The organism is Micropruina sonneratiae (genome assembly GCF_025972045.1).
Taxonomy (GTDB): Bacteria; Actinomycetota; Actinomycetes; order Propionibacteriales; family Propionibacteriaceae; genus Micropruina; species Micropruina sonneratiae.
The window spans coordinates 223,441-248,208 of record NZ_JAPDHX010000003.1; the positions used below are offsets into that span (position 1 = coordinate 223,441).

Here is a 24,768-nt window from a genome sequence, read left to right on the forward strand (position 1 = left end):
AGGAGACCCATGCACACCGTGCGACTGCTCTGGCGCGACCGCTTTCCGCTCGGACCGCGCCGCGGTCGGCCGTCCCGGGTCAACCTGGACGACGTGGTGACCGCCGGCATTGCGGTCGCGGATCGGGTCGGCAGCGGCTTCGGCCTGCGCGAGGTGGCGCAGGCCGCGGGGCTTCCGGTGATGACGCTGTACTCGACGGTGAGCGGGCGGGACCAGTTGCTCGAGTTGATGGTCGACCGTTGTCGGGCGACCATGGCCGTGACCGTCAGGGAGGGCGACTGGCGCCGGCAGCTCCGGCAGGTGGCCTCCGAGAACCGTGCACTGCTGCAGGCCCACCCCTGGCTCGCCGATCTCGAATCGGAACGCGCGATCCTCGGGCCGGGCACGCTGGCCAAGTACGAACGCGAACTCGCGGCCGTGGAGCCCCTGAACCTCTCCGACGTCGAGAAGGACGCCGCGCTCACCCTGGTACTCGACTTCGTCCGGACGAACGAGCGAACCACACGCCGCATCGCCGCCGAGCGGGCGGACGAGAGCGCAGCTGACTGGTGGAGCCGCGAAGGCGCTGCGTTGGCGGCGCTCGACATCGCCGGCGAGTTCCCCCTGGCCGACCGAATCGGGACCTCGGCCGGCGAGCGGTACGGTGCCGCGCACGACCCCGACAACGCCTACGAGTTCGGGCTGGACGTGATCCTGGACGGCCTGGCCGCGAGGAGTGCCCGGGCGCACTGAGACTGTGTCGGTGAGCCTCGGTAGGCTCGGCGCGTGCGGATCATTGGCATCGCGATCGTCGGCTCCAACGGGGTGATCGGCGACGGTCAGCGGCAACCCTTCGAGATCGCCGAGGACTGGGCCAGGTACAAGCGGGTCACCCTCGGCCACCCGATGATCATGGGTCGCGCCACTCACGACGCGATCGGCCGCTGGCTGCCCGGTCGCACCACGATCATCGTGACCCGCGACCCCTCCAGCGTCGCCCTGCCCATCGACGGCCGGGCAACGGGCTATGCGGTCTCGTCGCTGGACGACGCGCTCGCGCTGGCCCGTTCGCTCGACGACGAGATCTACGTTGCCGGTGGCGGCACCATCTACCGGCAGGCCTGGCCGCAGTTGACCGACCTCGACCTGACCGAGGTGGACGCCGCGGCCGAGGGTACGGTGTTCTTCCCCGAGGTGCTGCCGTCGGAGTGGGAGGAGATCTCCCGCGACCCGCGCGACGGCTTCGCGTTCGTCCACTACCGGCGACGGTCAGCCGACCAGGGCTGATGCGCCCGCACGCCTCCGTCCTGCACCTCGACCTCGACGCCTTCTTCGCCGCCGTCGAGCAGCGGGACAAGCCGTCGCTGCGCGGCAAGCCGGTGATCGTCGGTGGGATCGGCCCGCGCGGGGTGGTGTCGACGGCGTCCTACGAGGCGCGGACCTTCGGCGTCCATTCGGCCATGCCGATGCATGAGGCGCGCCGGCGCTGCCCGCACGCGGCGTTCCTGTCCGGCCGGTTCGGGGCGTACCGGGCGGCGTCCGGCATTGTGATGGGGTTGCTGCGCGAACTGTCGCCGCTGGTCGAGCCGCTGAGCCTCGACGAGGCGTTCGTCGACCTGGCCGTCGGTGAGCGCTCCCTCGAGCCGGGCGCCGTGCTGGCCGAGGTGGCGGCGCTGAAGCTGCGCCTGGCCGAGGCGACTGGCGGGCTGACCGCGTCGGTCGGCGTGGGGTCGTCGAAGTTCATCGCCAAGGTGGCGACCGAGCTGGCCAAGCCGGACGGCGTCCGCCTGGTCGCGCCCGGCACCGAGGTGGAGGTGATCGCGCCGCTGCCCGCCCGGGCGATCCCCGGCATCGGGCCGGTGACGATGGAGAAGCTCGCCCGGCTAGGGGTTTCGAACGTCGCCGACCTGCAGCGGCTGTCGCCGCGCGAGCTGGTGCGCGAACTGGGACGGGCGCAGGGGGAGTGGATCGCTGCCCTGGCGTTCGCCCGCGACGACCGCCCCGTCGAGCCCGACCGGGAAACAAAGTCGATCTCGGTCGAGGACACCTTCGAGACTGACGTGACCGACCGGATGGCGCTGGATGCCGTGGTCGAGCGGGACGCCACGGGCGTCGCCCGGCGGCTGTCCGCGGCGGGACTGTTCGCCCGAACCATCACCCTCAAGGCCCGCTACCCGGACTTCACCACCCTGACCCGTTCGCGCACCCTGGACGGGGCCACGGACGCCGCCGAGACCATCGCCGCAGTGGCCCGGGTGCTGCTGGACACCATCGACGTGCCGCGCGGGTTGCGGTTGCTCGGGGTCGGCGTGGCCGGACTCACCGAGTCGGCGCAGGAGGCGTTGTTCGAGCTCGCGCCGGTCGAGCCCGGCGAGCGGTCACCGGTCGAGCGTGGCGCGACGCCGGCCGTGAACCCGTCTGGTCCGGACCAGCTCAACCAGGGCGAGGTGGAGAACCGTGCCTCGGCAGGGGTCGAGTTCGTCGAGGACAGCGGGCTCACCCACACCGGGGTCCCGACGATGGCGCGCAGACCGGCCGGGTACCGGCCGGGCGACGACGTCGTCCACGACGAGCAGGGTGCCGGCTGGGTCTGGGGGACTGGGTTGGGCAGGGTCACCGTCCGGTTCGAGACGGCCGAGACCGGGCCCGGTCCGGTGCGGACGTTCGCGGTCGACGACCCGGCGCTGCGTCCGGCGCAGGGGTGAAGCGTCACCGGTTGGCGAGCCAGTCGCGGTACTCCTCCGGGTAGTCGGTCATCACCACATCCGGTGCCAGTTCGGCCGCGGCAGTCCATTGGCCGGCATCGTTGGGGTTCCACAGCACCACCTTCCGCCCGGCCATCTGCAGGCTGCTGACGTAGTCGGTGTCCGCGATGGCCCGCTCGACGGCTACTCCCCACAACGTGTCGCCGGCAAGGCTCTTCGCCGCCACCTGCTTGCCCGACACGAACAGCATTCGCCGTTCGCCCGGCGCGAGGCATTCGGCCGCGTCGGAGCAGCCGAACTCCCTGACGGCCGATGCTGCCCGGTCGAGTCGCTCGCGGGAGAAGGACGTCCACACGACTCGGGTGCTTAGCCCGTAGTTTCCCGGCGTCCGCAGCAAGTCATCAAGGTGAGCGTCGCTCGGGTCGGTCTTGATCTCCAGGAACACCCACGCGGTCCGGCTCGCGGCGGCGATCGCCTCCAGGGTCGCGTTGAGGGTGGGGATCTGATAGCTGTCGTCGTCCTGCGAGGTCGGCTTCGACCGGCAGGGTCTCCTTGAGCTTCGCCCACGGAGTCTTCGAGACCTTGATGTCCGCACCGCCGCAGTCGAGTCCCTTGCTGGCGGCCTCGTCGTGGACCAGCACCGCGACGCCGTCGGAGGTGAAGCGCACGTCGGTCTCGATGGCGAAGCCCTCGCGGGCCGCCGCCTCCATCGCCTGCATCGTCTCGAGTTGGTGGTGCTCCAGGCCGCCGCGGTGGGCCAGGATCGGCGGGTTCGCCAGGGTGGCCAGGGCCGCAGCCGAGGAGGTCGGTGCGGAGGGCGTCACCGGCGCGCCCGCCGAGGCCGAGGAGCTGCCGGCGGTCGACCGGCTGTTGTCCGAGCGGGCCCACGGACGCCAGACCAGCAACCCGACCGCCAGCGCCACCACCACCACCACCACGCCGGCCCCGATCAGCATCGGCGTCCTTCTGACCGGCCCTGTGGACCGCGGGGACGGTTCTTCCGGTCCGGACGTGGACCGCGGGGACGGTTCTTCCGGTCCGGACGCGGACCGCGGGGACGGTTCTTCCGGTCCACCCCTCGCCGGTGCCGGGGGCGTCGGATCGTCCGCCGCAGCAGGGCCTGGCGCCGCACTGATGTCCACCGCCGGCATCGGCGTCGCCGGGCGCTCCAGCAGGGCGCTCAGCGTCGTCAGCAGCCGTTCGGTGTTGAAGCCGACCGGGTTGATCTCGACCGCCTGCCGCCGGATGATCGGCACCAGTTCGGCGGGCAGGTCGGACACCTTCGGCATCGTCGCGCCGTCGACCAGGATCGGTACCACCCGGACGCCGCGGTTGAGCGCCGCGGACAGCTCCAGCCGGACGAAGTCCTCCGGATCGTCCAGCCGGCGGTTGCCCTCGGCGTCCGTCATCGTCAGCCAGTGCGGACCGATCAGCGCCAGCAGCACGTCGCAGGACGCCACCGCTGGCCACGTCCGATCCCCTTCGCCGAGGTGGCGCCATGCTAAGCGGTCCGCCACCACCCCGGACAGGGGGCAACTCTGCTGACTGGCGCCCGGCGTCCTACACTGACCGGTGCCGCCGGAGTGGTGAAATTGGCAGACACGCAGGATTTAGGTTCCTGTGCCCGCAGGGCGTGAGGGTTCAAGTCCCTTCTCCGGCACTCGATTTGTGGCACTTGACAAGGTGCGATAGGTTCTGACCCCCTCCGGAGGGGCCCAAACGTGCAACATACGTGCAACAACAGAGACCGCGAAACGGCCCCAATGATGGGACTGTCCGAAATCTGGTGTAACTGATCTGGCCTGATCTGCCGCCCCGGAAGGGGTGGCGGGAAGGACTGTCAGTGACGCAGGAGAGTGTCGGCCGTGAGGCTGACCGAAGCACAAGAGGATGAGATTGCGCGTGGCCTGGTGGCTCGTGCGCGCAGCGAGGGTGCCGAGCTGGTCGGGCCGGACGGGTTGTTGTCCGGGCTGACGAAGCGGGTGCTGGAGGCCGCGTTGGAGGAGGAGCTGACCGACCATCTGGGTTTATGAGCCGCACGACCCGGCCGGTCACCATTCCGGCAACTCCCGCAACGGCACCCGGGCCAAGACGGTCCTGACCGAGGTCGGCCCGGTCCAGGTCGCGGTGCCACGGGACCGGGCCGGCACGTTCGAGCCGGTGATCGTGCCGAAGGGGAAACGGCGCCTGGAAGGGGTGGACCGGATCGTGTTGTCGTTGACGGCGCGGGGTCTGACCACCGGGGAGAGCAGCGCCCATTTCGCCGAGGTGTACGGCGCGAGCATCGCCAAGGACACGGTCAGCCGGATCAGCGACCGGGTGATCGAGGAGATGACCGAGTGGCTGCACCGGCCCCTGGACGAGGGTGTACTCGGTGGTGTTCATCGACGCGATCGTGGTCAAGGTCCGCGGCGGCCAGGTCACGAACAAGTCGTTCTACGTGGCGATCGGGGTCACCGTGCACGGCGAGCGCGACATCCTCGGGATCTGGGCCGGCGATGGTGGCGAGGGTGCGAAGTTTTGGCTCAACGTGCTGACCGAGATCAAGAACCGGGGTGTCGCCGACGTGCTCATGCTCGTGTGCGACGGACTGAAGGGCCTACCGGATGCGGTCAACACGGTGTGGGAGAAGACGGTGGTCCAAACGTGTGTGATCCACCTGCTACGCAACACGTTCCGCTACGCCGCCCGGCAGGACTGGGACCGGATCGCGAAGGACCTGCGACCGATCTATACCGCGGTCAACGAGTCGATGGCGCGGGAACGGTTCGCCGAGTTCGCTGCCACCTGGCGGTCGAAGTATCCGGCGGCGGTCGCGTTGTGGGAACGCGCCTGGAGCGAGTTCGTGCCGTTCCTGGACTACGACGTGGAGATCCGAAGGATCATCGCCACCACCAACAGCATCGAATCGTTGAACGCCCGCTACCGCCGCGCAGTCCGGGCCCGGGGCCACTTCCCGACCGACCAGGCCGCACTCAAGTGCCTGTACCTGGTCACCAGGTCACTGGACCCCACCGGCCGCGGCAAGGCACGATGGGTCATCCGATGGAAGGCAGCGCTCAACGCGTTCGCCATCACCTTCGAAGGGCGCATCAGCCCCTCGAACAACTAGAACGCCAGATGCCAGTTACACCGGAATACGGACAGACCCACACCCACCGGCAATGCACATTGTGTATTCCGAGGGAGTGGTGAATGGCTGACGAGTCGGACAGCGGTCTTCGGCAAGGGGGAGGCGAAGGACCGATTGTGCGTCAGAGGTCGATTGAGCTGATCAGGGTGCGGACGCGGCGTTCGAGGTCGTCGCGGATGCGGCGGACGGTGTCGAGGTCTTGGCCGTGCGGGTCGTCGAGTTCCCAGGATTCGTAGCGTTTGCCGGGGAAGATGGGGCAGGCGTCGCCGCAGCCCATGGTGATCACGACGTCGGCGGCGCGGACGGTCTCGTCGGTCCAGGGCTTGGGGAACTCGTGGGTGATGTCGATGCCCCGTTCGGCCATGGCCGTGAGGGCGGTCGGATTGATCTCGAGGCCGGGTTCGGAGCCGCCTGACCAGGCGACGGCTTTGTCGCCGGTGAGTGCTTGGAAGAAGCCGAGGGCCATCTGGGAGCGGCCGGCGTTGTGCGTGCAGAGGAACAAGACGACGGGTTTGCCGTCGGTGTGGAATCCTTCGACACGGGCGAGGGCGTGGAGGCGTTGGCGGGCGAACCGTTCGGCGAGCATCGGCAGGAACTTGGTGACTTTGGCGCGGTCGGCGAACTGGTCGAAGGAGCTGGCCAGGAATCGTTCGATGGTCTCGGGTCCGTAGAGGCCGGTGAACTCGTCGGCCAGTCGGGCGGCTGCCTGTTTGAGGGCAAGCTCCTTGTCGGCGTGGAGGCTTTCCCAGGTGCGTTCAGAGACGGTGTGGAGGGTCATGAGGGTCTCCTTCGAGGCTGGCCGCGAGCAGGTCGACGCGGCTGGTGAGGTTGTCGTAGGCGGTGTCGAAGGCGTCGGCGCGGTCGACGCGGGCGGGGTCGGGGATCGACCAGTGCAGCGGCTGGGTGTCGAGTTCCTCGTAAGCGCGGTCGCAGACGGCGATCAGCAGTTCGTCGCCGGTGAGGACGTCCTGGGCGAGTTTCGGCGTGGCACCGGTGAGGTCGAGGCCGTGGCGGCGTCCGACTCTCACTGCCTGGGGGTGGACGCGTGCGGCCGGGTGGGTTCCGGCCGAGACGACCGGGATGTCACTGATCGTGCGCCAATAGGACTCGCCAAGCTGGGAGCGGGCGGAGTTCTGTGAGCAGACGAACGCAACCCTGCCCGGACGCGGCAGGTGGCCGGCGCCGCCGCCGATGAGCTGGTTGCACTCGGCGGTGCGGAGGATGTAGGTCCGTCGGCCGTCTCCCTCGGAGCGGCGGCGGGTGACGAGCCCGGCCTGTTGGAGGATCTGGAGGTGGTGGGACATCAGGTTGGTGGGAATGTCCAGGCGGGTGCCGAGTTCGCTCGGGGCGAGGTCGGCGTGGGCGAGGAGGTCGATGATCGCCAGCCGGGACGGGTCGCCGAGGGCGGCGTAGGCGCGGGCGCGTGTTTCGAGGTCGGTTGACATCCGGCGATACCTCCATGATTATTGAGTCAATGATCGCTGAGGTAAACGAGAACGTCAATCCCGGGGAGCCGGGAGAGATCGAGGCATGATGAGTAAGCCGACCGTCCTGTTCGTGTGTATCCACAACGCCGGACGCTCGCAGATGGCCGCGGGCTACCTGCGACGGCTGGCCGGGAACCGGGTGGAGGTGTTGTCGGCGGGCTCGAGCCCTGCTGATGCGGTCAACCCTGTCGCGGTGCAGGCGATGGCCGAGGAGGGGATCGACATCACCGGCGAACAGCCCAAGGTACTCACCACCGACGCGGTGAAAACCTCCGATGTTGTGATCACGATGGGCTGCGGGGACACCTGCCCGTTCTATCCGGGCAAGCGGTACGAGGACTGGGTGTTGGACGACCCTGCCGGGCAGGGCATCGAGGCTGTGCGGCCGATCCGTGATGAGATCCGCCGCCGCATCGAGACCCTCCTCGATGAGATCCTCCCCAACCAGGCCGAAGGCGTCCCGGCGTCGTGATCCATGCCGAGCGCGGCACCAGCCCTGAGACTGGTGCCGCGCAGACCTTCTTGCGATGTGCTGATCAGTGGACGAGGGCCTCGGTTGCCGGCCGGCTGGGTGTGGCGACAGCGTCTCCCCACGGCACTTGGGCGAGGCGGCGGCCGTCGCGCCGGATCGCGGCCAGTGGCCCGGCTTCGGCGCTCTGCCGCTGTCGCAGCAGTGGGTTGGCCGTGTCGGCGCCGTCGAGGGTCTGGTTGATCACCCATGCCCAGGGGTGGATGTCGGCGCGTTCGAGGTCGGCCTGGAGTTGTTCGGCTTCCAGAACAGGTGTGGTTTCGGCCAGGGTGATGATGATCGCCTTTGTGTAGTCGGGGTCCTGCAGGCGCATCAGCGGGGTGGTGAAGTTCATGCCGTCGGCCATGTTCCGGACGATTTCGTTGTGGTAGGAGCCGCTGGCGTCCATCAGCAGCAGGGTGTGACCGGTGGGAGCGGTGTCCATCACGACGAACCTGTGCCGGGCCTCGGCCACGGCGTGGGAGAATGCTTGGAACACCGCGACTTCTTCGGTGCAGGGTGAGCGGAGGTCCTCGGCCAGAGCGGCTCGTCCGTCGTCGTCCAGGGTCGCGCCTTTGGTCGCCATGACCCGTTCCCGGTACTCGGCGGTGGCTTGATCGGGGTCGATGCTCGACACCCGTAGCCGGTCCGAGGCCAGCGATGTGTCGAGGTGGGCGGCCGGGTCGGTGGTGGTCAGGTGGACGTCCTTGCCGAGGGCGACCAGCTGGAGCGCGACCGCGCTGGCGATCGTGGTCTTGCCGACACCGCCCTTGCCCATGCACATCACCAGTCCCTGATCGGTGGTGGCCAGCTCTGCCACGAGCGCATCCAGGCCCGGCAGGGACGCTGCCACGGCCGTCCACGTTTGGTCGACGTGGGCCACTTTCGCGTCCACGCTGAGGAGGCTGCGGAGGGCGGGGACGCCGACCATGTCGACCCCGCGGAGGGCGAGGTGGTCGCTGGCCAGCCCGGCCAGCTGCGGTGGGAGGTCGGCGAGCGCTTGTTGTTCCCGCTCGCGGATGGTGTCGGCCAGTCGGTCCCCATCGGCGCCGGATGGCATGACGCCGTTGACGACGAGGTGGGTGGCCAGCACGCCGGCCTCGGCCAGCTCGTCGACGGTGCGGGCCGCTTCGGTCAGGGCGCCGTGCTGGGCGCGGGCGACCAGGACGAGTCGGGTGCTGGCCGGATCGGCCAGGGTGGCCAGTGCGCGTCCGTAGGTGGACCTCGACTTCTCCAGCCCGGACATCGGCCCGAGGCAGGAGGTGTCGCCCTTGCCGTCGTCGATGAACCTGGTCCACTCGCCGGGCAGCTGGAGGAGCCGGACGGTGTGGCCGGTCGGGGCGGTGTCAAAGATGACGTGGTCGTAGCCGTCGGTTGCGTCGGTGCCAGCGAGCAGGTCGGTGAACTGATTGAACGAGGCGATCTCGGTGGTGCAGGCGCCCGACAGCTGCTCGGTCACCGCCGCCAGGTCCGCTTCGGACAGGAAGTTGCGGACCGGGGCCAGGGTGCGGTCCCGGTACTGCGCGGCCGCCTCTTCCGGGTCGATCTCCAGGGCGTCCAGGCCGGGCACGGCCGAGATCGGGCTGATCTGGTCACCGACCGCCTGGCCGAACACCTGGCCAACGTTGGACGCCGGGTCGGTGGAGACCAGGAGCACCCGGCGGTCCCGATCCGCCAGGTCGACCGCGGTCGCGCACGCCACACTGGTCTTGCCCACCCCGCCCTTGCCGGTGAAGAACACGTAGCGCGGCAGCTCGTCGAGGAATCTCACCGGTCGCCTCCGCAGCATCCGCGGCGGGGAGTCGTAATCTGCAGGGTCTGGATTGCGGGCGCGCAACAGCCGAGTTCGGCCGCCTCACCGCCACAGCAGGCCGCCGACGTGGACGCCTCCTGCACTGTCAGGCCGGCGTAGCTGGCGAGTTCGGACCGTGTCGGGTAGCGGCCGATCAGCACCGTCATGCCATCCACGGTCACCAACGGGAGCGCGTCTGCCCCAGCCGTCTGCAGGAAAGCCACCGCCAACCCGTCGGCGGCGAACGCGGCCGGGTCTTGGGCCAGATTCGCCCGGGTCAGGCGTACTCCCTGGTCGGAAACCCATCGCGCGTCCGCGGTGAAGTCCACCACCGCTTGGGCAGGGTCGGGGCCGCACACCCCGGTGTTACAGCACAGCGGTCCTTCGAAGACCTTGATCAGGGGCATCAGCAGCTCCATCTCGTATAGACGATTGTCAATACGAGATTCAAGCAGTCGTATCGACGGGTGTCAATGTGACGAGCGTCAACAGCAGCGGGGGCCGTCGGTCGCCTCTCCGAGGAAGTCCCGGGCCACGTCAAGGACGGCAGGGACCGCGGCATAGTGGGCCCAGCGGCCCCGCCGTTCGCGGGTCACTAGGCCGGCGCTGACTAGCTTCTTCAGGTGATGCGACAGGGTCGGCTGGCTGATTCCCAGGGCGTCGGGCATGTGGCAGGCGCACGCGGTGCCGTGCTCGGCGGTGGCGATGTGCGCCAGCAGCCTGACCCGAGCCGGATCGGCGAGCGCTTTGAAGATCTCCGCCAGGCAGTCCGCCCGCGCGGCGGGAATCAACTCGCCGGACTCGGGTGCGCACGCCTCGCCAGGATCACCGGCAACCATCACATCGAGTGTCATCCGCGCCATCCTTACAGCCTAGCCGACGTATCGACAGAGTTCGATACGTCGGCTAATGCCTGTTGGCGGTCCCGCCCGTCAGGCTAGGCAGGCTTGACGGCCCGCACGATGGCGCCGTGCATCTGTGGGGCGACCTCGTGGGTGAACCTCACCTCGATGTCGGTGAATCCGGCGGCGGTGAGCCCGTCGATGTACTCCTGGCGGGAGAGCGCGCCGGCGACGCAGCCGACGTGGCTGCCGCGCTCGGTCCGATCAGCGGGGGTGAGGTAGTCCTCGGCGACCACGTCGGAGACGCCGACCCGGCCGCCGGGAGCGAGGACGCGGAACATCTCGTCCAGGACCTTCGGCTTGTCCACCGATAGGTTGATCACGCAGTTGGAGATCACCACGTCCACCGCGGCATCCGGCAGCGGCACCTGTTCGATCCGGCCCTTCAGGAACTCGACGTTGGTGGCGCCCGCCTTGGCCGCGTTTTCGCGGGCCAGGGCGAGCATCTCGTCGGTCATGTCGACCCCGTAGGCAAACCCGTCCCGACCGACCCTGCGGGCCGACAGCAGCACGTCCAGCCCGCCGCCCGAACCGAGGTCGAGGACGCGCTCGCCGGGGTTCAGCTCGGCCACCGCGGTCGGGTTCCCGCAGCCCAGGCTCGCGGTCACAGCCAGCTCGGGCACCTGTCCGGCCTGATCGGCGTCATACAGAGCCGACCCGAACACCTCGGTCTCCGCGGTACCAGAGCAGCAGCCATCCCCGCCGCAATAGCCGCTGCCGCCACCGTCCAGATCGTCCAGGATGTCGATGGGCCGTCTACCGGTGCTCATCGCCGCTCTCGCCGCGGCGGCGTACCGGTCCCGGACCTGCCCCACCACATCACTGTCACCCATTACTCCACTCACTTCCTGTTCGTTTCGATCGTCAGCAGCTGCTTCGTCGGGGCCGGGTCGAGGAGCTGATGGATCGCCTGCAGCCCGGCAACGTTCACCCAGTACCAGGTCTGGCGGCCGTCCCGTTCCCGCTCCAGGAACCCGGCATCGAACAACGCCCCCAAGTGGTGGGTCACCGTCGGCTGACTCAACCCCAACCGCTCAGCCAACACACCCGTCGTCGCCCGGCCCCCCGCAGTAGCACGGATCAGGCTCAACAACCGCAACCGGGCCGGGTCAGCCAACGCCTTCAACGCCCCCGCCAACACCAACGCCTCCTCCGGCTGCAACTCCGCCTGCAACACCGGCGAGCAGCACAGATCCCCCACCAACATGGGTCGGGCCGAGACCTCCTGAAGACTCATAGATATGTGTCTATCATATCGACTAGTGTCGATCAATAGAGGCTCATCGATGATTCCGACACAACTTCTCGTGGAGGTTGCCGGGGCTACATCTCGCTGCCCGTGCTTGCCCGCAGTAGGAGGGGATCGGACGTCAAGCCTAGTATCTCCACTAGTCAGACCAGCGAATCGTGGTGAACGCTAGCCCGTTGGTCGCGTCCCTTCCAGAATCCGGGACAGCCCCTGAGCTACCCTCGCGTCCGCTCCGTCCAAGCTGTGCTGGTAGTGCATGGCCATGCCCGGAGTGGCGTGCCCAAGGCGCGCCATGACGTCGGCGGTGGTGGCTCCGACGGAGGTCGCGAGTGAGGCACCGGTGTGGCGTAGCGTGTCTGGTGTGGCGTCCGGACGGCCCGCCGCCGCAGCGGCCTTCCGGAAGAGCCGCGCGAACGAGGACGAATGCAGGTGGCCGCCGGTGGGCGCCGGGAACAGCAGCGCCTCCGGACCCGCGTCCACGTAGGTGTCGAGATGGGTCTTCAGCTCCGGCAGCAGGGCTGGCGGAACGTGTACCCGACGGACGCCGGCATCGGTCTTGGTGTCACCAATGAGGTAGCCGCCCTTGACCTTCACCACTCCGCGAGACACCTCGAGCACGCCCGCCTTGAGATCGACGTCCTGGCGTCGCAGTTCCGACAGCTCCCCGTACCGAAGAGCGCACCAACAGCCCAGAAGCACGGCCGTGCGCAGCCGCGCAGGCATGGCGCGCGCCAGGTCGGCGACTTGCGCCACGGTCAGTGGCTCGATGTTCTTGGCTCGCTTCGTGCGCACCTTGGTGCGGCTCGGCAGCGCCACCGGGTTGCTGTCGACCAGCTCAGACTCCACCGCGCCGACCATGACGTTGTGGAGCAATTGGAACGCCTTGGACCGGGCGCGTGGTTTCGTCGGGTCGAGCGTGCTCCACCACTGCCGGACGCCACTCTTGGTCAGTTCCTCCACCGGCATCGTTCCCAGCGCAGGAACGATGTGATTGGCCAGCAGCGAGTCGTAGTCGCGCCGGGTCGCGGGCCGGAGGTCAAGGTCGCGCAGCCACGTCCTGGCAAACGTCTCGACGGTCAGCGGCACGGGCTTGGGCGCCGCTGCCGCAGCGGCGGCTTGGGCCAGTCGGACGGCGGGTGGGCGCCAGGTTTCGCTTTCGACCAACCGGCGCTCATCACTGAGCCAGGTCTCGGCGTCCGCCGCACTGGTGAACGTGACCGGTGCGACGTGGCGCTGCAGGTCCGGCCCGGCGTAGCTGGCCTGGTACCGCCTGGACGGCAGCCGCCTGATCGCTCCGAAGCTCCGGCGTCGAGCCATCAGGACCCCATTTCGTGCAACATACGTGCAACATCTCATCGCGTTTTGGTGCCAACGGGACCACCTTATCGCACGTTTTCGGGATCTGCATCCGATACGTCGGTGCTTGTCAGAGCGAGTTATCTAGGGATTTCTCCACAGGAGAAGGGACAGTGTGTGAGGGTTCAGGTCCCTTCTCCGGCACCAGAGCGCCCGCCTCGGCGCGGCACCGCTCAAGCCACGACCTGGTGCCGATCCCGCGACACGGGCGGCCTGCTCCCCGCGCGGCCGATCACAGGACTTGCACAATGAATCCTTGCTGGTCCCTCGCTGGCTCACAGCACGTGCATGGGTTGGTGGCCGAGGCTGGGGCCAGTCCAATCGAGGAGTGCAGATGTCGTCAGCCGTGAAGCGGGCCCGCCTGGCCCTGGCCGCCGTGCTCACCGCAGCGACGTTCACCACCGGTGCCATCGTCGCCGGACTGGCCCAGGCGGCCACTGCCGCCGACGCGGCCACCACCACGTCGGGCACGGGCTCCAGCAGCGGCTCGAGCCCCAACGAGGGCTCATCCCGCTTCGGCTCCGCCGGCTCGGCCGGGTCGTCGTCCGGCTCCTCGCAGACCACCACCAGGGGGTCGTGAGATGAGCATCGCCGAGCCGGCCGCCCCGTCCGCCGGGCAGGTCACGATGGCCGACTTCGAGGCCATCGGCACCACGAACAGCATCCTGGCCACCAACTCCGCCTGCCTCGCTCCCGCCGTCGAGGTGGCGCGCGAATACCTGGCCGCGCTGGACGCCGCCGTGTCGCGTTTCCGCGACGACTCCGAGGTGATGCGATTGAGCGGCGCGGCCGAGTCGGGGGACGTGTGGTTCTTCGCCTCCGAGTTGTTCAACGACCACCTGGACGCCGCGCTGCGGGCCGCGTGGCTCAGCGGCGGCCTGGTCGACTTCACCGTCGGCAACGCCGTGATCGACGCCGGCTACAACGTGGACCTGCGGCTGGTCCGCGCCCGCGAGACCTGGACGCCGTCCGTCCGGCCACCGATCGTGCCCGGCTGGCGCCGGGTGCACCGCGGCCCGGGCGGCAGGGTGTCGGTGCCGCGCGGCACGGTGCTCGACTTCGGCGCCACCGCCAAGGCGCACGCCGCCGACCGGATCGCCCAGCGTCTCGCCGAGCAGTTTTGCGGCGGGTTCCTGGTCAACCTGGGCGGCGACATCGCCACTGCGGGCACGGCGCCTGCGGACGGCTGGCGCGTCGGGGTCGAGGACGCCGACGGCGCCGTCGAGCAGGTCATCACCGTCACCGACCAGGCGGTCGCCACGTCGTCCATCCGGCTGCGCCGCTGGGTCACCGACGCCGGCCCCGTCCACCACATCATCGACCCGTTCACCGCCGAACCGGCCGTTCCGGTCTGGTCGCAGGTGACCTGTGTGGCCGCGAACGCGCTGGAGGCGAACACCGCCTCGACCGCCGCGATCATCCTCGGGGAGGAGGCGCCCGCCTGGCTCACCGGCGTCGGCGTCGCGGCCCGGCTGGACCGGCCCGACGGTCGCAGCACGTGCACACCGCGGTGGCCGCTGCCGGAGGTCGGCGGCGTCCGATGAGCGACCACCTGCTGTGGTACCTGTCCCGTGCCAGCGGCGTGGTCAGCGTGATGCTGTTCACGGCCGTCGTGGTGCTGGGTGCGTTGACGGCCGGACGCCGACGTCCGCACGGCGGTGGCGCGACGATCGTGATCGCCCTGCACCGTTGGCTGTCCCTGGGCCTGGTGGCGTTCCTGGCGGTGCACATCGTGACCGCCATCGCCGACGGCTACGTGTCGATCGGCTGGCTGGCGACCGTGCTGCCGTTCACCTCGGGCTACGAGACCCTGTGGGTCGGCCTGGGCACGATCGCGTTCGACCTGATGCTGGCCGTCGTGATCACCAGCCTGCTGCGGCACCGCCTCCCCGAACGGCTGTGGCGGCTGGTGCACTGGGCCGCCTACGCGAGTTGGCCGATCGCGCTGGTGCACGGCTTCGCGATGGGCACCGGCGACCAGCCGGTGCTGCGGGTGGTCACCCTCGGCTGCGCGGCGATCGGGGCGGCTGCCGTGCTGTGGCGGGTGCTCGCCACCCACGCCGACCAGGTGCGGCGGCGCGAGATCGAGGCGCAGGAGTGGGCGTGACGGACGTGATCACCCTGCTCGAGTCGGCCGGCCTGACCGGCCGGGGCGGCGCCGGCTTCAGCACCGCCGTCAAGGTGAAGGCCGCCCGTGACCACGGCGCGCGGCTGATCGTCAACGCCTGCGACGGCGAGTTGGGCGCCGCCAAGGACGCCTGGATCGTCGAACACAAGCTCGTTGAGCTGCTCGAGGGTGTGCGCCTGGTGGCGGGGGAGGGCGAGGTCCGGTTCGCCGCGCATCGTGGTTCGCGTACCGCCGAGGTGCTGGCCGCGGCCGGGTTGCGGGTGCTGGCGGTGCCGCACCGGTACGTGTCGTCGGAGGAGTCGGCGCTGATCGCGCTGGCCGGCGGCCGGCCCGCCAAGCCGATGACCAAGCGGACGCCGTTCGTCTTCGGCGGCCGCGACAGCCAGGGCCGGCCGGTCGCTGCGACGGTGGTGCTGAACGCCGAGACGGTGTGGCGCGTGGGGCAACTGCAGCGTTACGGAGCGGGCTGGTTCCGCTCGTTCGGGACGCCGGCGGAGCCCGGTCCGCGGCTGGTGGCGGTCGGCGGCGCGGTGCAGCGGCCCGGGGTGTACGAGACTGCCGCCGGGGTCGGGCTGGGCGAGCTGCTGGGCCTGGCCGGCGGCGCGGTGCCCGGCGTCCGGTATGTCGGCGTGGGTGGCTTGGGCGGCGTCCTGCTGAGCGTGCAGGAGGTGGCGCTGACCAGGTGGGACACCCCCGGCATGGCCGCCCGCGGCGGTTCGCTGGGCCCCGGAGTGGTGACCGCCTGGGATCCCGCGGAGTGCCCGCTGAACGTGGCCGGCCGGCTGATCGGTTATGGAGCGGGCGAATCCGCCGGAAAGTGCGGGCCGTGCATGTTCGGCCTGCCCCGGCTCGCGCAGGACTGGGACGAGCTGGTGCGGCGTCCGACCATGGCGGGTCGGGACGCGTTCGAGCACAGGCTGGCGCTACTGGCCGGACGTGGCGCCTGCCACCACCCCGACGGCGTCGTGCGGTTCACCCGCTCGGCGCTGCACACGCTGGCGCCCGAGTTCGCCGCGCACGCCGCCGGCCGTTGCGAACGGAGGGTCGCAGATGCCGCCCACGCCTGAGAACGTACGGGTCGCCGTCGACCGGGTGCTCTGTTCGGGGCACGGGGTTTGCGCCCAGACCCTGCCCGGCACCGTCGTCCTGGACGAGTGGGGCTACCCGATCCTCCGCACCGGGGCCACGGACGCCGCGGCGGCGTCCCTGGCGATCAAGCTCTGCCCGGCGCGGGCGCTGTACCTGCGGCCCTGACGCGCGCACCCCTCCCGCGCGCTCGCCTAACCACCGAGCGCACCCCCAACCTTCGCGAGCGCTCGGTAGTTAGGCGAGCGCCCCGCGGAGGGGGTGCTCAGGCCTTGCTCGGACCCTCCCACAGGTTGATGCCGCCCTCGACGGCGTGGGCGTCGATGGCGTCCAGCTCGTCGTCGGTGAAGTCGAGGTTGTCGACCGCGCCGAGGCTGTCCTCGAGTTGCTTCACGCTGGACGCCCCGATCAGCGCCGACGTGACCCGCTCGTCGCGCAGCACCCAGGCCAGCGCCAGCTGCGCCAGGGTCTGGCCTCGCTCGGCGGCGATGTCGTTGAGAGCCCTGATGTGGTCGAGGTTCTCGTCAGTGAGCAGATCCGGCGAGAGCGACTTGCCCTGCGCCGCGCGGGACCCCTCGGGGACGCCGCCGAGGTACTTGTCGGTCAGCATGCCCTGGGCGAGCGGCGAGAACGCGATGCAGCCCACACCCTCCTCGCCGAGCACGTCGAGCAGATCCTCCTCGACCCAGCGGTTGATCATCGAGTAGGACGGCTGGTGGATCAGCAGCGGCGTCCCGAGTTCGCGCAGGATCGCGACGGCCTCGCGCGTCCGCTGGCCGGAGTAGGACGAGACACCGACGTAGCGGGCCCGGCCCGACCGGACGGCGTAGTCCAGCGCCCCCATCGTCTCCTCGAGCGGGGTGTCGGGGTCGAAGCGGTGGTGGTAGAAGATGTCGACGTAGTCGAGCCCCATCCGCTCCAGCGAGGCGTCCAGCGAACCGATCAGGTACTTGCGCGAGCCGAGGTCGCCGTACGGGCCGGGCCAGAAGTCCCAGCCCGCCTTCGACGAGATGACCAGCTGGTCACGGTAGGGCGCGAAGTCCTCGCGCAGATGACGGCCGAAGTTGGTCTCGGCCGAACCGTACGGCGGGCCGTAGTTGTTGGCCAGGTCGAAGTGGGTGACGCCCAGGTCGAACGCCCGCCGCAGCGTCGCCCGCTGGGTGGCGAACGGGACGTCGTCGCCGAAGTTGTGCCACAGGCCCAGCGAGATGGCGGGAAGCTTCAGCCCGCTGCGTCCGGTGCGGCGGTACGGCATCCGGCCGTCGTAGCGGTTCTCGTCGGGCAGGTAGGTGGGTTGCAGCGGCATTGGATCTCCTCCTGGTCGTCCTTCGATCCTAGGCCCAGCACCGGTGGCGGCGAACCGCCCATCAGGACGCAACGGTTGCTCAAAATCGAGCACCGAGTTCGGTGCCCGATCTGGATCGACCTCGACACGCCCGACCGAGCCCGCGCCGTCGCGCTCATCGGTGGGCCGTTGCGAACACCGCCGGCTCCGTCTGCCACGATTGCGCCATGGACAAGGGGGTTCACGCGCGCGTGCTGCTGCGCGGCGAGGGCGTCGGGGTAGTGATCGACCTGACCGAGGCGAGGCTGCCGTCGATTGCCCATTGGGGCGCCGACCCCGGTGAGCTGAGCGATGACGAGGTTGCCGATCTGGTGCTGGCGGCGTCCCCGCCGGTCACCCCCAGTGGTGTGGACGTGCCCGTGCGGCTGGCGATCCTGCCCGAGCAGCACACCGGCTGGGCGGGCCGGCCGGGGCTGAGCGGCTCGCGCGACGGCCGGGACTTCTCACCGCTGTTCCGCTGCACCACGTTGCGGCTCGACGGTGCGGTGGTGGACGCCGCCGCGGCAGAGGTGACGGTGTTCCGGCTGGGCACCGGCATCGTGACGGTGACCGCGCAGGACGAGCCGGCCGGGCTCCGGCTGGAGATCGAGATCCAACTCGCCGCCGGCGGTGTGCTCCGGACCAGGGCGACGCTGACCAACACCGCCGTCGAGCCGTACCGGCTCGATCAGCTCGCCCTCGCGTTGCCGGTGCCCGCCGGGGCGCGTGACCTGCTCGACTTCGCCGGACGCTGGGGCAAGGAGCGGGTGCCGCAGCGACGGGACCTCACCGTCGGCGTCCACCTGCGCGAGGGACGCCGCGGCCGCACCGGCGCCGACGCCGCCACCGTGCTGCACGCCGGCGAACCCGGTTTCGGCTTCCGGCACGGCCAGGTGTGGGGCGTCCACGTCGGCTGGAGCGGCAATCACGTGCACTACGCCGAACGGACAGGTGGCGGCGAGCAGGTGCTGGGTGGGGCTGAGCTGCTGCTGCCCGGCGAGGTGCGCCTGGCGTCCGGTTCGAGCTACACCACGCCGTGGCTGTACGGCTCCTACGGGGACGGCTTGGACGAGGTGGCCCGCCGCTTCCACCGCTACTTGCGCGCCCGGCCGGGGCACCCGGCGTCCGACCGGCCGGTGACGCTCAACGTGTGGGAGGCGGTCTACTTCGACCACGCCCTCCAGCCGCTCGTCGAACTGGCCGAACGCGCCGCCGCGGTGGGCGTCGAGCGGTTCGTGCTGGACGACGGCTGGTTCGGCTCCCGGCGCGACGACCACTCGGGGCTGGGCGACTGGACGGTGTCCGCCGACGTCTGGCCCGAGGGGCTGCACCCGTTGATCGACCGGGTGCGCGAGCTGGGCATGGAGTTCGGGCTGTGGGTGGAGCCGGAAATGGTGAACCTGGACTCGGACCTTGCCCGCGCCCACCCGGACTGGGTGATGGCGGCGGGGGAGCGGCTGCCGGTGCCGTCGCGGCATCAGCAGGTGCTGAATCTGTCCCTGCCCGAGTGCTTCGACCACGTGCGTCGTGCGCTGCTGGCGCTGCTCGACGAGTACGAGATCGGCTACCTGAAGTGGGACCACAACCGCGACCTGGTCGACGCCGGCGGCCGGGTGGACGGACGCCCCGCCGTGCACGCGCAGACACTGGCCGCGTACCGGCTCATGGCTGAACTCAGGGCCGCGCACCCGGGCCTGGAGATCGAGTCGTGCTCGTCGGGCGGCGCGCGCATCGACTTCGGGGTGCTCGAGCACACCGAACGGGTGTGGGTGTCGGACTGCATCGACCCGCATGAGCGGCAACGCATGCTGCGCTGGACGACGCAGCTGATCCCGCCCGAGCTGATGGGGTCGCACATCGCCTCCCCCGTGTCGCACACCACCGGACGTGCACACCCGCTGAACACCCGGGCCGCCACCGCGATCTTCGGGCACCTGGGCGTGGAGTGGGACCTGCGCGCCGCCGATGATGCCGACCTGGCCGAACTGGGCGCCTGGATCGCCTTCCACAAGCGGTTGCGTCCGCTGCTGCTGGGCGGTGACCTGGTCCGGATCGACTGGCCGGACGACTGGCTGGTCGCGGGCGGGGTGGTGGCCATGGACCGCTCGGTGGCGCTGTACTCGGTGGCGGCGCTGGAGACCCAGGACACCGGCACCGTGGGCCGGCTGCCGTTGCCGGGTCTCGACCCGGCCCGCCGCTACCGGGTCCGCCCGATGCTGGTGGGGCGTCCGCCGGCCGCGCTGCCGCCGCCGTGGTGGAGGCTCGACGTCGACCCTGCCGCCCTGCTCGACGACCTGGCCCACAAACGCGCCCCGCGCGCCGTGGCGTCCGACGAGGTGGGGGTGGTGCTGACCGGGGCCGCCCTGGCCACCGCCGGCCTGATGCTGCCCCCGATGCAGCCCGACCAGGTGGTGCTGTACCTGGCCGAGGCGGTGTAGGGACGCCCGGGTCGCGAAGGAGATCCCGGCTCAGGCCCGGGATGACGGATGAAGCGCCGGGGCGACGAAGATCCGCGGGGTCTACTCGCGCTCGCCGCTGTGACTGGCGGTGACGTCGGCGTAGGAGTGCTCCAGCATCCGCGTCAGCACGTCGAGATCGACCGCGTCCAGTCGCTTCACGTACAGGCAGGACTTGCCGTTGCGGTGCGGTCCGAGGTTCGCCAGTTCGTGGGCGTAGATCGACAACCCGTTCACGAAGTAGATCGCGAACTCCTTGCTGCGCGGGGAGAAGCCGATGGTGCACATGTCACCCTCGCGGCCGGTCTCGTAGCGATAGTGGTAGCTGTCGAAGCCGACGATGCTCGAGCCCCACATCACCGGCGGCTTGCCGCTGATCCTGGACATCAGTTCGACCAGCCGCTTCGCGTCCGCACGCTGCGACTGATGGTCGAGGCCGTTGATGAAGTCGTCGACCGAGGCGCCGGTGGGCGCCGTACTGCCCGCTGCCATGCGCCCAGGGTAGGTCGCCGGGCCGCCGCTGTCACCGGCGCGATGCGGCGCCTAGCCGTACCGCGGCCCACCGAAGGTCGCCTTATGGTGTTCGCCGGTTGCCGATCGTGTTCGGCGGCGTTCTTCTCGTTGCTGTTCGCCTGCGGTCGACGTTCTTGCCGACGCACTCGGGTGGCTGAACCTCGTGCCGTCGTCGGGCCTGGCGCCAACTAGTTCAAAGTTATATGATTGCTGCATGCAACTAACTGAGGAGTTGGTCAGGCTCTTCACCCTGCTGTCGCACCTCGCCTCCGAGCAGCAGCGGGGCGCCGAGTTGACCAGGCTGGAGTACCTCATCCTGGCCCGCCTGCAACGCGACGGCAGCATGCGGCCCGGTGACCTCGCTCAGGTCGAGTCCCTCGACCCCTCCACGCTGAGCCGGCGGGTGGCCGCCATGGCCGATCGCGGGTTGGTCGAGCGTCAAGCGGACGTCACCGACCGCCGCGCGCACCGGCTGACCGCCACCGACCGGGGGCTGGACGCCTTCCGCGCCGAGCAGGCGCGTCGGGTGGGGCTGGTCACCACCGCCCTCGACCACTGGCCTGAGCCCGACCGGGACGCCCTGGCCCGGCTCATCCACGAACTCAACGACTCGCTGCAGAACAGGACCCGCCCGTGACTGACACCCCCGCACCGTTCCGCCTCGACGCGCAGTCGCGACGGATCTTCACCGGACTGCTGATGGGCATGCTCGTGGCATCCGTCTCGCAGACCATCGTCGGCCCGGCCATGCCGCGGATCGTCGCCGAACTCGGCGGCATGGAGCACTACTCGTGGGTCGCCACCGCGGCGATGCTGGTGTCCGCGATCTCGGTGCCCATCGTCGGCAAGCTCTCCGACCTGTTCGGACGGCGTCCGTTCTACCTGGGCGGCCTGGCCATCTTCGTGACCGGGTCGATCCTCGCCGGCACGGCGCAGACATTCTGGTGGCTGGTCGCCGCGCGCGCCGTCCAGGGCCTCGGGATGGGCATCATCATGCCGCTGTCCCAGACCATCGTCGGCGACATCATCCCCCCTCGTCAGCGGGGCAAGTACCAGGGCTACATGGGCGTCGTCTTCGGGGTCACCAGCGTCGCCGGCCCGCTGCTCGGCGGGCTCATCACCGACGCGCTCGGGTGGCGCTGGCTGTTCTACGTCGCCGTCCCGGTCGGCCTGATCGCACTGTTCGTGATCGCCCGCTTCCTGGTGATGGACCACAAGCCGCGCGAGGCGGTCATCGACTACTGGGGCATCGCGACCATGTCGGTCGGCATCACCGCCACCCTGCTGGCGGTCTCGCTGGGCGGCACCAGCTACCCGTGGGCTTCACCGCTGATCCTCAGCCTGCTGATCGGCGGGCTGGCCGTGCTGGTGGTGTTCGTGCTGATCGAGTTGCGGGCGCCCGAACCGGTGCTGCCGCTGCGGCTGTTCCGCTCGGGCATCTTCACCTTCGCCAACCTCGGCGCCTTCGGGATGTCGATGGTGATGTTCGGCTCGATCATCTACGTGCCGATCTACGCCCAGGGGGTGCTGGCGGTGAATGCGTCCACCTCGGGGCTGATCACCCTGCCGCTGATGCTGGGCCTGGTGCTGGTCGGCATGGGCGCCGGCCTGCTGATCACCCGCACCGGACGGTACAAGGAGATCATGCTGGTCGGCGCGGTGCTGCTCGCGCTCGGTGTGGTGGTGCTGAGCCGGCTCGGCAAGGAGTCCTCGGTGTGGGAGGTGGTCGCGGGGGTCGGCCTGATCGGCATCGGTCTGGGCGCACTGTCGCAGCAGTACACGCTGGTCGTGCAGAACGCAGTGCCGCGCAAGGACCTGGGGGTGGCCACGGCGGCGCTGCAGTTCTTCCGCAATGTCGGCGCCACCATCGGCACGGCCTTGTTCGGCAGCGTGCTGAGCGCCGGTCTGGACGCCGCGATCTTCGCCAACCTGCCGCCCGAACTGGCCAACACGATGCCGCACGACACCATCAACGCCGGTTCGGTTCTCGACCCGACCGTGATCGGCTCACTGCCGGTCGAGGTGGTGGCGGCAGTCCGTGCCGGGCTGGCGCAACAGATCGCGGGCATCTTCGTGTTCTGCCTGCCGATCGTGGCGTTCGTGTTCGTCTGCACCCTGCTGATCAAGCCGATGGAGCTGCGGGACACCGTGAACTCGGCCGAGGACGCCGGGCGCGAGCTGCTCGACACGATGGCCCAGCAGTCCGGCGACATCGCGCCGGTGCTCAGCGGCAGTGGAACGGGGGAGCGGACCCGGGAGCGGTTGCTCGGCCTGCAACTGGCCGTCGTCGCCGACAGCGCCGCGCGACCGAACCGTCCGCTTTTGCGGCAGGCGGTCGCCGAACTGGGCGCCGGCGACTTCGAGCGCGGGCTCATGCTGCTGCACTGCACCGCCGAGATGCTCACCAGCGAGGACGCCGACGTGGCCGCGGCCACGGAGAAGTTCGCCGGCGCCCTGGCGGACCGGGTCAGCCACAGTGGTGACACGATGAGCGACTCGCTGCGGCGCCGGATCGCCATCGCGGCGGCCGAGGCGCCGCGTCAGGTCGTGCTGGACGAGATCGAACAGACCGTCGCCGAGCGGTATGAGGCTGTCGACATCGGCAAGCTCCGCACGGCCGCCAACGACCTCACCGCGGCGCTGTTGGTGGACGTCGCCGCCGACCGGCGCAGCTGACCGGTCACCTCCGGCTCGTGGGAGGCGGCCGTTCTCAGCAACGCCGAGTGTTGTCGGGAACCGCCACTGTTCTCGTGTTGCAGCACGAAAGCAGTCACCGAAGGCGAGAACAGTCGGCGTTGCTGAGAACGCCCAACCGTAGGCGCGGGCCGGAACCGGGCCGGACGCCGGTCAGCTCAGGGCGGGGATCTTCAGCTCGCGGCGGAGCTTGGCCACATGCCCGGTGGCCTTCACGTTGTATTGCGCGACGTCGATCCGGCCGACGCCGTCACCGTCGACGGTGACCACGAAGGTCGAACGGATGACGCCCTCGATCTCCTTGCCGTAGAGCACCTTGCGGCCGAAGGCGCCGTAGGCCTTGAGCACCTGCTTGTCGGGGTCGGCCAGCAACGGGAACGCCAGCTCCTGCTGCTGCCGGAACGTGGCCAGCTTCTCGACGCTGTCCGGTGAAATGCCGACCACGTCGAACCCGGCCGCCGCGATCTCGGCCAGGGCCGAGGAGAAGTCGACGGCCTGGGTGGTGCAACCCGGCGTCATCGCCGCCGGGTAGAAGTAGACGATCACCCGGTGGCCGGCGTAGTCGGACAGCGACACCGGGTGGCCGTCCGGGTCGGGCAGGGTGAAGGCGGGTGCGATATCGCCCGCGGACAGCTTCGACATGGCAGTCACTCTAGGTGGTGTGCCACGGAGACGTCCGGCCGGTTCGGAGACCGGCCTTTCGGGGGTTCCCGGCGACGGGCCCGGCTGGCATAGGCTGGGTGCATCGCGCGGTGACCGGAGCCGGCCACCGCGTCCGACTAGGCGAAGGACGAGCACAGTGGCCGACAGCGCGACGCGCAGCAAGCAGGACATCGAGGCCGAGATCGCAGCAGCCCGCGAGCGACTGGCCGGGAACGTGGCCGGGCTGATCAACCAGGTGCACCCCAAGGCTGTGCTGCAGCGCGGCATCGACGACGCCCGCGGCTTCGCGGCCACCGAGTTCGCCAACGCCAAGGCGCAGGTGATCGACGACAGTGGGCGGGTGCGCACCGAGCGGGTGGCGTTGATCGGCGGCGCCGTCGCCGGAGTCGTCACCTTCGTACTGCTGGTACGCAGCATCCTGAAGAACATCCGCCGTCGCTGAGGTCGCGCCGGCACGGACGTCCGTCTTCAACCCGTCCGAGGTCGCCGGCGCGAACCTGACCGGGACGAGCCTGGTGCTGCCGCGCGCTTTGGTCGTGCGTTTCAGAGCCGGCACCGGAACCCCGTTCCCGGCCCGCAATGCGGCGCATGGGCGGGCGCGACTCCTGACCCTGATCCCCGCTTCCGGGTGGCACGGCTGGTGCCTTCGGCGGCGACCCTGAGCCACCCACCCCCACGTCATTTCGCTCAAGAGGGTGAGTTTTCCGCAGCTCGTGTTGCGACGGGCGTCGACAGCGCAGCCAAGAAGTCACATCTACGCCGCCATTTCGTTGACTTTGCCCTTGCCACACCC

General features: G+C 69.9%; 26 protein-coding genes, 1 tRNA gene and 2 pseudogenes. 15 read left to right on the forward strand and 14 right to left on the reverse strand.

All coding sequences use genetic code 11. The annotated features are described in order from the left end of the window. Positions 1-9 precede the first annotated feature (9 nt). From OIE40_RS09215 to OIE40_RS09225, 3 genes are read left to right on the forward strand one after another with little or no spacing between them, the layout of a single operon-like run. Positions 10-732, forward strand: a complete 723-nt coding sequence (locus OIE40_RS09215; RefSeq protein WP_264701905.1) for a TetR/AcrR family transcriptional regulator — start codon at positions 10-12, stop codon at positions 730-732. A gap of 33 nt (positions 733-765) precedes the next feature. Further along, complete coding sequence (locus OIE40_RS09220) at positions 766-1,266, forward strand: dihydrofolate reductase (protein ID WP_264701906.1); 501 nt, start codon at positions 766-768, stop codon at positions 1,264-1,266. After that, positions 1,266-2,684 carry a DNA polymerase IV gene (locus OIE40_RS09225; RefSeq protein WP_264701907.1) on the forward strand — a complete coding sequence of 473 codons (1,419 nt, stop codon included), beginning with the start codon at positions 1,266-1,268 and terminating at the stop codon, positions 2,682-2,684. Before OIE40_RS09220 ends, OIE40_RS09225 begins: the two co-directional genes overlap by 1 nt. 4 nt (positions 2,685-2,688) lie before the next feature. Here the strand turns inward: OIE40_RS09225 and OIE40_RS09230 are convergent, their stop codons facing one another. Next, the gene (locus OIE40_RS09230; protein ID WP_264701908.1) at positions 2,689-3,039 is read right to left on the reverse strand and encodes a PI-PLC domain-containing protein; all 351 of its coding nucleotides are present in this window, start codon (positions 3,037-3,039) and stop codon (positions 2,689-2,691) included. 46 nt (positions 3,040-3,085) lie between these two features. Next, entirely contained in the window at positions 3,086-4,144 is a 1,059-nt protein-coding gene (locus OIE40_RS09235) for a glycerophosphodiester phosphodiesterase (protein WP_264701909.1), read from the reverse strand. A gap of 117 nt (positions 4,145-4,261) precedes the next feature. Between OIE40_RS09235 and OIE40_RS09240 the strand changes: the two genes are divergently transcribed. Together OIE40_RS09240 and OIE40_RS09245 are read left to right on the forward strand one after the other, a co-directional pair. Further along, positions 4,262-4,344 (forward strand) — tRNA-Leu (locus OIE40_RS09240). Positions 4,345-4,540: 196 nt separating this feature from the next. After that, positions 4,541-5,796 (forward strand): annotated as a pseudogene (locus OIE40_RS09245) (IS256 family transposase). A gap of 142 nt (positions 5,797-5,938) precedes the next feature. On the opposite strand, the gene OIE40_RS09250 reads toward OIE40_RS09245, so the two are convergent. Together OIE40_RS09250 and OIE40_RS09255 are read right to left on the reverse strand one after the other, a co-directional pair. After that, positions 5,939-6,595: an arsenate reductase ArsC gene (locus OIE40_RS09250; RefSeq protein WP_264701910.1), complete on the reverse strand. Its 657-nt coding sequence runs from the start codon at positions 6,593-6,595 to the stop codon at positions 5,939-5,941. Beyond that, complete coding sequence (locus OIE40_RS09255; RefSeq protein WP_264701911.1) at positions 6,573-7,262, reverse strand: metalloregulator ArsR/SmtB family transcription factor; 690 nt, start codon at positions 7,260-7,262, stop codon at positions 6,573-6,575. Before OIE40_RS09255 ends, OIE40_RS09250 begins: the two co-directional genes overlap by 23 nt. 85 nt (positions 7,263-7,347) lie before the next feature. On the opposite strand from OIE40_RS09255, the gene OIE40_RS09260 reads away from it, so the two are divergent. Then, positions 7,348-7,776, forward strand: coding sequence for an arsenate reductase ArsC (locus tag OIE40_RS09260; protein WP_413774485.1), 429 nt, complete (start codon positions 7,348-7,350; stop codon positions 7,774-7,776). 64 nt (positions 7,777-7,840) lie between these two features. Here OIE40_RS09260 and arsA read toward each other — a convergent pair whose 3' ends face one another. The 7 genes and pseudogenes from arsA to OIE40_RS17135 form a co-directional block, all read right to left on the reverse strand. Further along, a complete protein-coding gene (gene arsA, locus OIE40_RS09265; protein WP_264701913.1) occupies positions 7,841-9,583 on the reverse strand; it encodes an arsenical pump-driving ATPase in 1,743 nt (580 codons plus the stop codon). Next, complete coding sequence (gene arsD, locus OIE40_RS09270) at positions 9,580-10,023, reverse strand: arsenite efflux transporter metallochaperone ArsD (protein WP_264701914.1); 444 nt, start codon at positions 10,021-10,023, stop codon at positions 9,580-9,582. Before arsD ends, arsA begins: the two co-directional genes overlap by 4 nt. Positions 10,024-10,089: 66 nt before the next feature. Continuing rightward, positions 10,090-10,458, reverse strand: coding sequence for an ArsR/SmtB family transcription factor (locus OIE40_RS09275; protein WP_264701915.1), 369 nt, complete (start codon positions 10,456-10,458; stop codon positions 10,090-10,092). Positions 10,459-10,541: 83 nt separating this feature from the next. Next, on the reverse strand, positions 10,542-11,339 hold the full coding sequence (arsM, locus tag OIE40_RS09280) for an arsenite methyltransferase (protein WP_264701916.1): 798 nt from the start codon (positions 11,337-11,339) through the stop codon (positions 10,542-10,544). An 8-nt stretch (positions 11,340-11,347) separates the two neighbouring features. Next, positions 11,348-11,743, reverse strand: a complete 396-nt coding sequence (locus tag OIE40_RS09285; protein ID WP_264701917.1) for an ArsR/SmtB family transcription factor — start codon at positions 11,741-11,743, stop codon at positions 11,348-11,350. A gap of 180 nt (positions 11,744-11,923) precedes the next feature. Then, positions 11,924-12,919 (reverse strand): tyrosine-type recombinase/integrase, encoded by a 996-nt coding sequence (locus OIE40_RS09290; RefSeq protein WP_264701918.1) that lies wholly within the window; start codon positions 12,917-12,919, stop codon positions 11,924-11,926. Between the two features lie 3 nt (positions 12,920-12,922). Beyond that, positions 12,923-13,111, reverse strand: a pseudogene (locus tag OIE40_RS17135) (hypothetical protein); the annotation flags it as partial. A gap of 334 nt (positions 13,112-13,445) precedes the next feature. Here OIE40_RS17135 and OIE40_RS09295 point away from each other — a divergent pair. The 5 genes from OIE40_RS09295 to OIE40_RS09315 are packed head-to-tail and all read left to right on the forward strand — an operon-like array spanning position 13,446 to position 16,493. Then, on the forward strand, positions 13,446-13,691 hold the full coding sequence (locus OIE40_RS09295) for a hypothetical protein (RefSeq protein ID WP_264701919.1): 246 nt from the start codon (positions 13,446-13,448) through the stop codon (positions 13,689-13,691). A gap of 1 nt (position 13,692) precedes the next feature. Further along, positions 13,693-14,655 (forward strand): FAD:protein FMN transferase, encoded by a 963-nt coding sequence (locus OIE40_RS09300; protein ID WP_264701920.1) that lies wholly within the window; start codon positions 13,693-13,695, stop codon positions 14,653-14,655. Next, the gene (locus OIE40_RS09305; RefSeq protein WP_264701921.1) at positions 14,652-15,218 is read left to right on the forward strand and encodes a ferric reductase-like transmembrane domain-containing protein; all 567 of its coding nucleotides are present in this window, start codon (positions 14,652-14,654) and stop codon (positions 15,216-15,218) included. The genes OIE40_RS09300 and OIE40_RS09305 overlap by 4 nt, the downstream gene beginning before the upstream one ends. Next, positions 15,215-16,306 carry an NADH-ubiquinone oxidoreductase-F iron-sulfur binding region domain-containing protein gene (locus tag OIE40_RS09310; RefSeq protein ID WP_264701922.1) on the forward strand — a complete coding sequence of 364 codons (1,092 nt, stop codon included), beginning with the start codon at positions 15,215-15,217 and terminating at the stop codon, positions 16,304-16,306. The genes OIE40_RS09305 and OIE40_RS09310 overlap by 4 nt, the downstream gene beginning before the upstream one ends. Continuing rightward, positions 16,290-16,493, forward strand: a complete 204-nt coding sequence (locus OIE40_RS09315) for a ferredoxin (RefSeq protein ID WP_264701923.1) — start codon at positions 16,290-16,292, stop codon at positions 16,491-16,493. Before OIE40_RS09310 ends, OIE40_RS09315 begins: the two co-directional genes overlap by 17 nt. 97 nt (positions 16,494-16,590) lie before the next feature. Here OIE40_RS09315 and mgrA read toward each other — a convergent pair whose 3' ends face one another. Beyond that, positions 16,591-17,631, reverse strand: coding sequence for an L-glyceraldehyde 3-phosphate reductase (gene mgrA / locus OIE40_RS09320; RefSeq protein ID WP_264701924.1), 1,041 nt, complete (start codon positions 17,629-17,631; stop codon positions 16,591-16,593). A 206-nt stretch (positions 17,632-17,837) separates the two neighbouring features. On the opposite strand from mgrA, the gene OIE40_RS09325 reads away from it, so the two are divergent. Continuing rightward, positions 17,838-20,087: an alpha-galactosidase gene (locus tag OIE40_RS09325; protein ID WP_264701925.1), complete on the forward strand. Its 2,250-nt coding sequence runs from the start codon at positions 17,838-17,840 to the stop codon at positions 20,085-20,087. Positions 20,088-20,168: 81 nt separating this feature from the next. Here OIE40_RS09325 and OIE40_RS09330 read toward each other — a convergent pair whose 3' ends face one another. Continuing rightward, positions 20,169-20,597 (reverse strand): DUF1801 domain-containing protein, encoded by a 429-nt coding sequence (locus tag OIE40_RS09330; RefSeq protein ID WP_264701926.1) that lies wholly within the window; start codon positions 20,595-20,597, stop codon positions 20,169-20,171. Positions 20,598-20,832: 235 nt separating this feature from the next. Here OIE40_RS09330 and OIE40_RS09335 point away from each other — a divergent pair, with 235 nt between their 5' ends. Then, on the forward strand, positions 20,833-21,255 hold the full coding sequence (locus tag OIE40_RS09335) for a MarR family winged helix-turn-helix transcriptional regulator (RefSeq protein WP_264701927.1): 423 nt from the start codon (positions 20,833-20,835) through the stop codon (positions 21,253-21,255). Further along, the gene (locus OIE40_RS09340) at positions 21,252-23,294 is read left to right on the forward strand and encodes an MDR family MFS transporter (RefSeq protein WP_264701928.1); all 2,043 of its coding nucleotides are present in this window, start codon (positions 21,252-21,254) and stop codon (positions 23,292-23,294) included. Before OIE40_RS09335 ends, OIE40_RS09340 begins: the two co-directional genes overlap by 4 nt. 171 nt (positions 23,295-23,465) lie before the next feature. On the opposite strand, the gene bcp is transcribed toward OIE40_RS09340, so the two are convergent. Then, positions 23,466-23,954, reverse strand: coding sequence for a thioredoxin-dependent thiol peroxidase (bcp, locus tag OIE40_RS09345; RefSeq protein WP_264701929.1), 489 nt, complete (start codon positions 23,952-23,954; stop codon positions 23,466-23,468). A 157-nt stretch (positions 23,955-24,111) separates the two neighbouring features. Here bcp and OIE40_RS09350 point away from each other — a divergent pair, with 157 nt between their 5' ends. Continuing rightward, complete coding sequence (locus OIE40_RS09350; protein ID WP_264701930.1) at positions 24,112-24,417, forward strand: DUF3618 domain-containing protein; 306 nt, start codon at positions 24,112-24,114, stop codon at positions 24,415-24,417. The last annotated feature ends 351 nt before the right edge of the window (positions 24,418-24,768 follow it).

Coding starts and splice junctions, on each gene's coding strand:
- OIE40_RS09295 (WP_264701919.1), top strand. CDS start 13,446: ATGTCGTCAGCCGTGAAGCGGGCCCGCCTGGCCCTGGCCGCCGTGCTC.
- OIE40_RS09260 (WP_413774485.1), top strand. CDS start 7,348: ATGATGAGTAAGCCGACCGTCCTGTTCGTGTGTATCCACAACGCCGGA.
- OIE40_RS09315 (WP_264701923.1), top strand. CDS start 16,290: ATGCCGCCCACGCCTGAGAACGTACGGGTCGCCGTCGACCGGGTGCTC.
- OIE40_RS09225 (WP_264701907.1), top strand. CDS start 1,266: ATGCGCCCGCACGCCTCCGTCCTGCACCTCGACCTCGACGCCTTCTTC.
- OIE40_RS09255 (WP_264701911.1), bottom strand. CDS start 7,262: ATGTCAACCGACCTCGAAACACGCGCCCGCGCCTACGCCGCCCTCGGC.
- OIE40_RS09250 (WP_264701910.1), bottom strand. CDS start 6,595: ATGACCCTCCACACCGTCTCTGAACGCACCTGGGAAAGCCTCCACGCC.
- OIE40_RS09335 (WP_264701927.1), top strand. CDS start 20,833: ATGCAACTAACTGAGGAGTTGGTCAGGCTCTTCACCCTGCTGTCGCAC.
- OIE40_RS09330 (WP_264701926.1), bottom strand. CDS start 20,597: ATGGCAGCGGGCAGTACGGCGCCCACCGGCGCCTCGGTCGACGACTTC.
- arsD (WP_264701914.1), bottom strand. CDS start 10,023: ATGGAGCTGCTGATGCCCCTGATCAAGGTCTTCGAAGGACCGCTGTGC.
- OIE40_RS09300 (WP_264701920.1), top strand. CDS start 13,693: ATGAGCATCGCCGAGCCGGCCGCCCCGTCCGCCGGGCAGGTCACGATG.
- OIE40_RS09285 (WP_264701917.1), bottom strand. CDS start 11,743: ATGAGTCTTCAGGAGGTCTCGGCCCGACCCATGTTGGTGGGGGATCTG.
- mgrA (WP_264701924.1), bottom strand. CDS start 17,631: ATGCCGCTGCAACCCACCTACCTGCCCGACGAGAACCGCTACGACGGC.
- OIE40_RS09305 (WP_264701921.1), top strand. CDS start 14,652: ATGAGCGACCACCTGCTGTGGTACCTGTCCCGTGCCAGCGGCGTGGTC.
- OIE40_RS09275 (WP_264701915.1), bottom strand. CDS start 10,458: ATGACACTCGATGTGATGGTTGCCGGTGATCCTGGCGAGGCGTGCGCA.
- OIE40_RS09325 (WP_264701925.1), top strand. CDS start 17,838: ATGGACAAGGGGGTTCACGCGCGCGTGCTGCTGCGCGGCGAGGGCGTC.
- arsM (WP_264701916.1), bottom strand. CDS start 11,339: ATGGGTGACAGTGATGTGGTGGGGCAGGTCCGGGACCGGTACGCCGCC.
- bcp (WP_264701929.1), bottom strand. CDS start 23,954: ATGTCGAAGCTGTCCGCGGGCGATATCGCACCCGCCTTCACCCTGCCC.
- OIE40_RS09215 (WP_264701905.1), top strand. CDS start 10: ATGCACACCGTGCGACTGCTCTGGCGCGACCGCTTTCCGCTCGGACCG.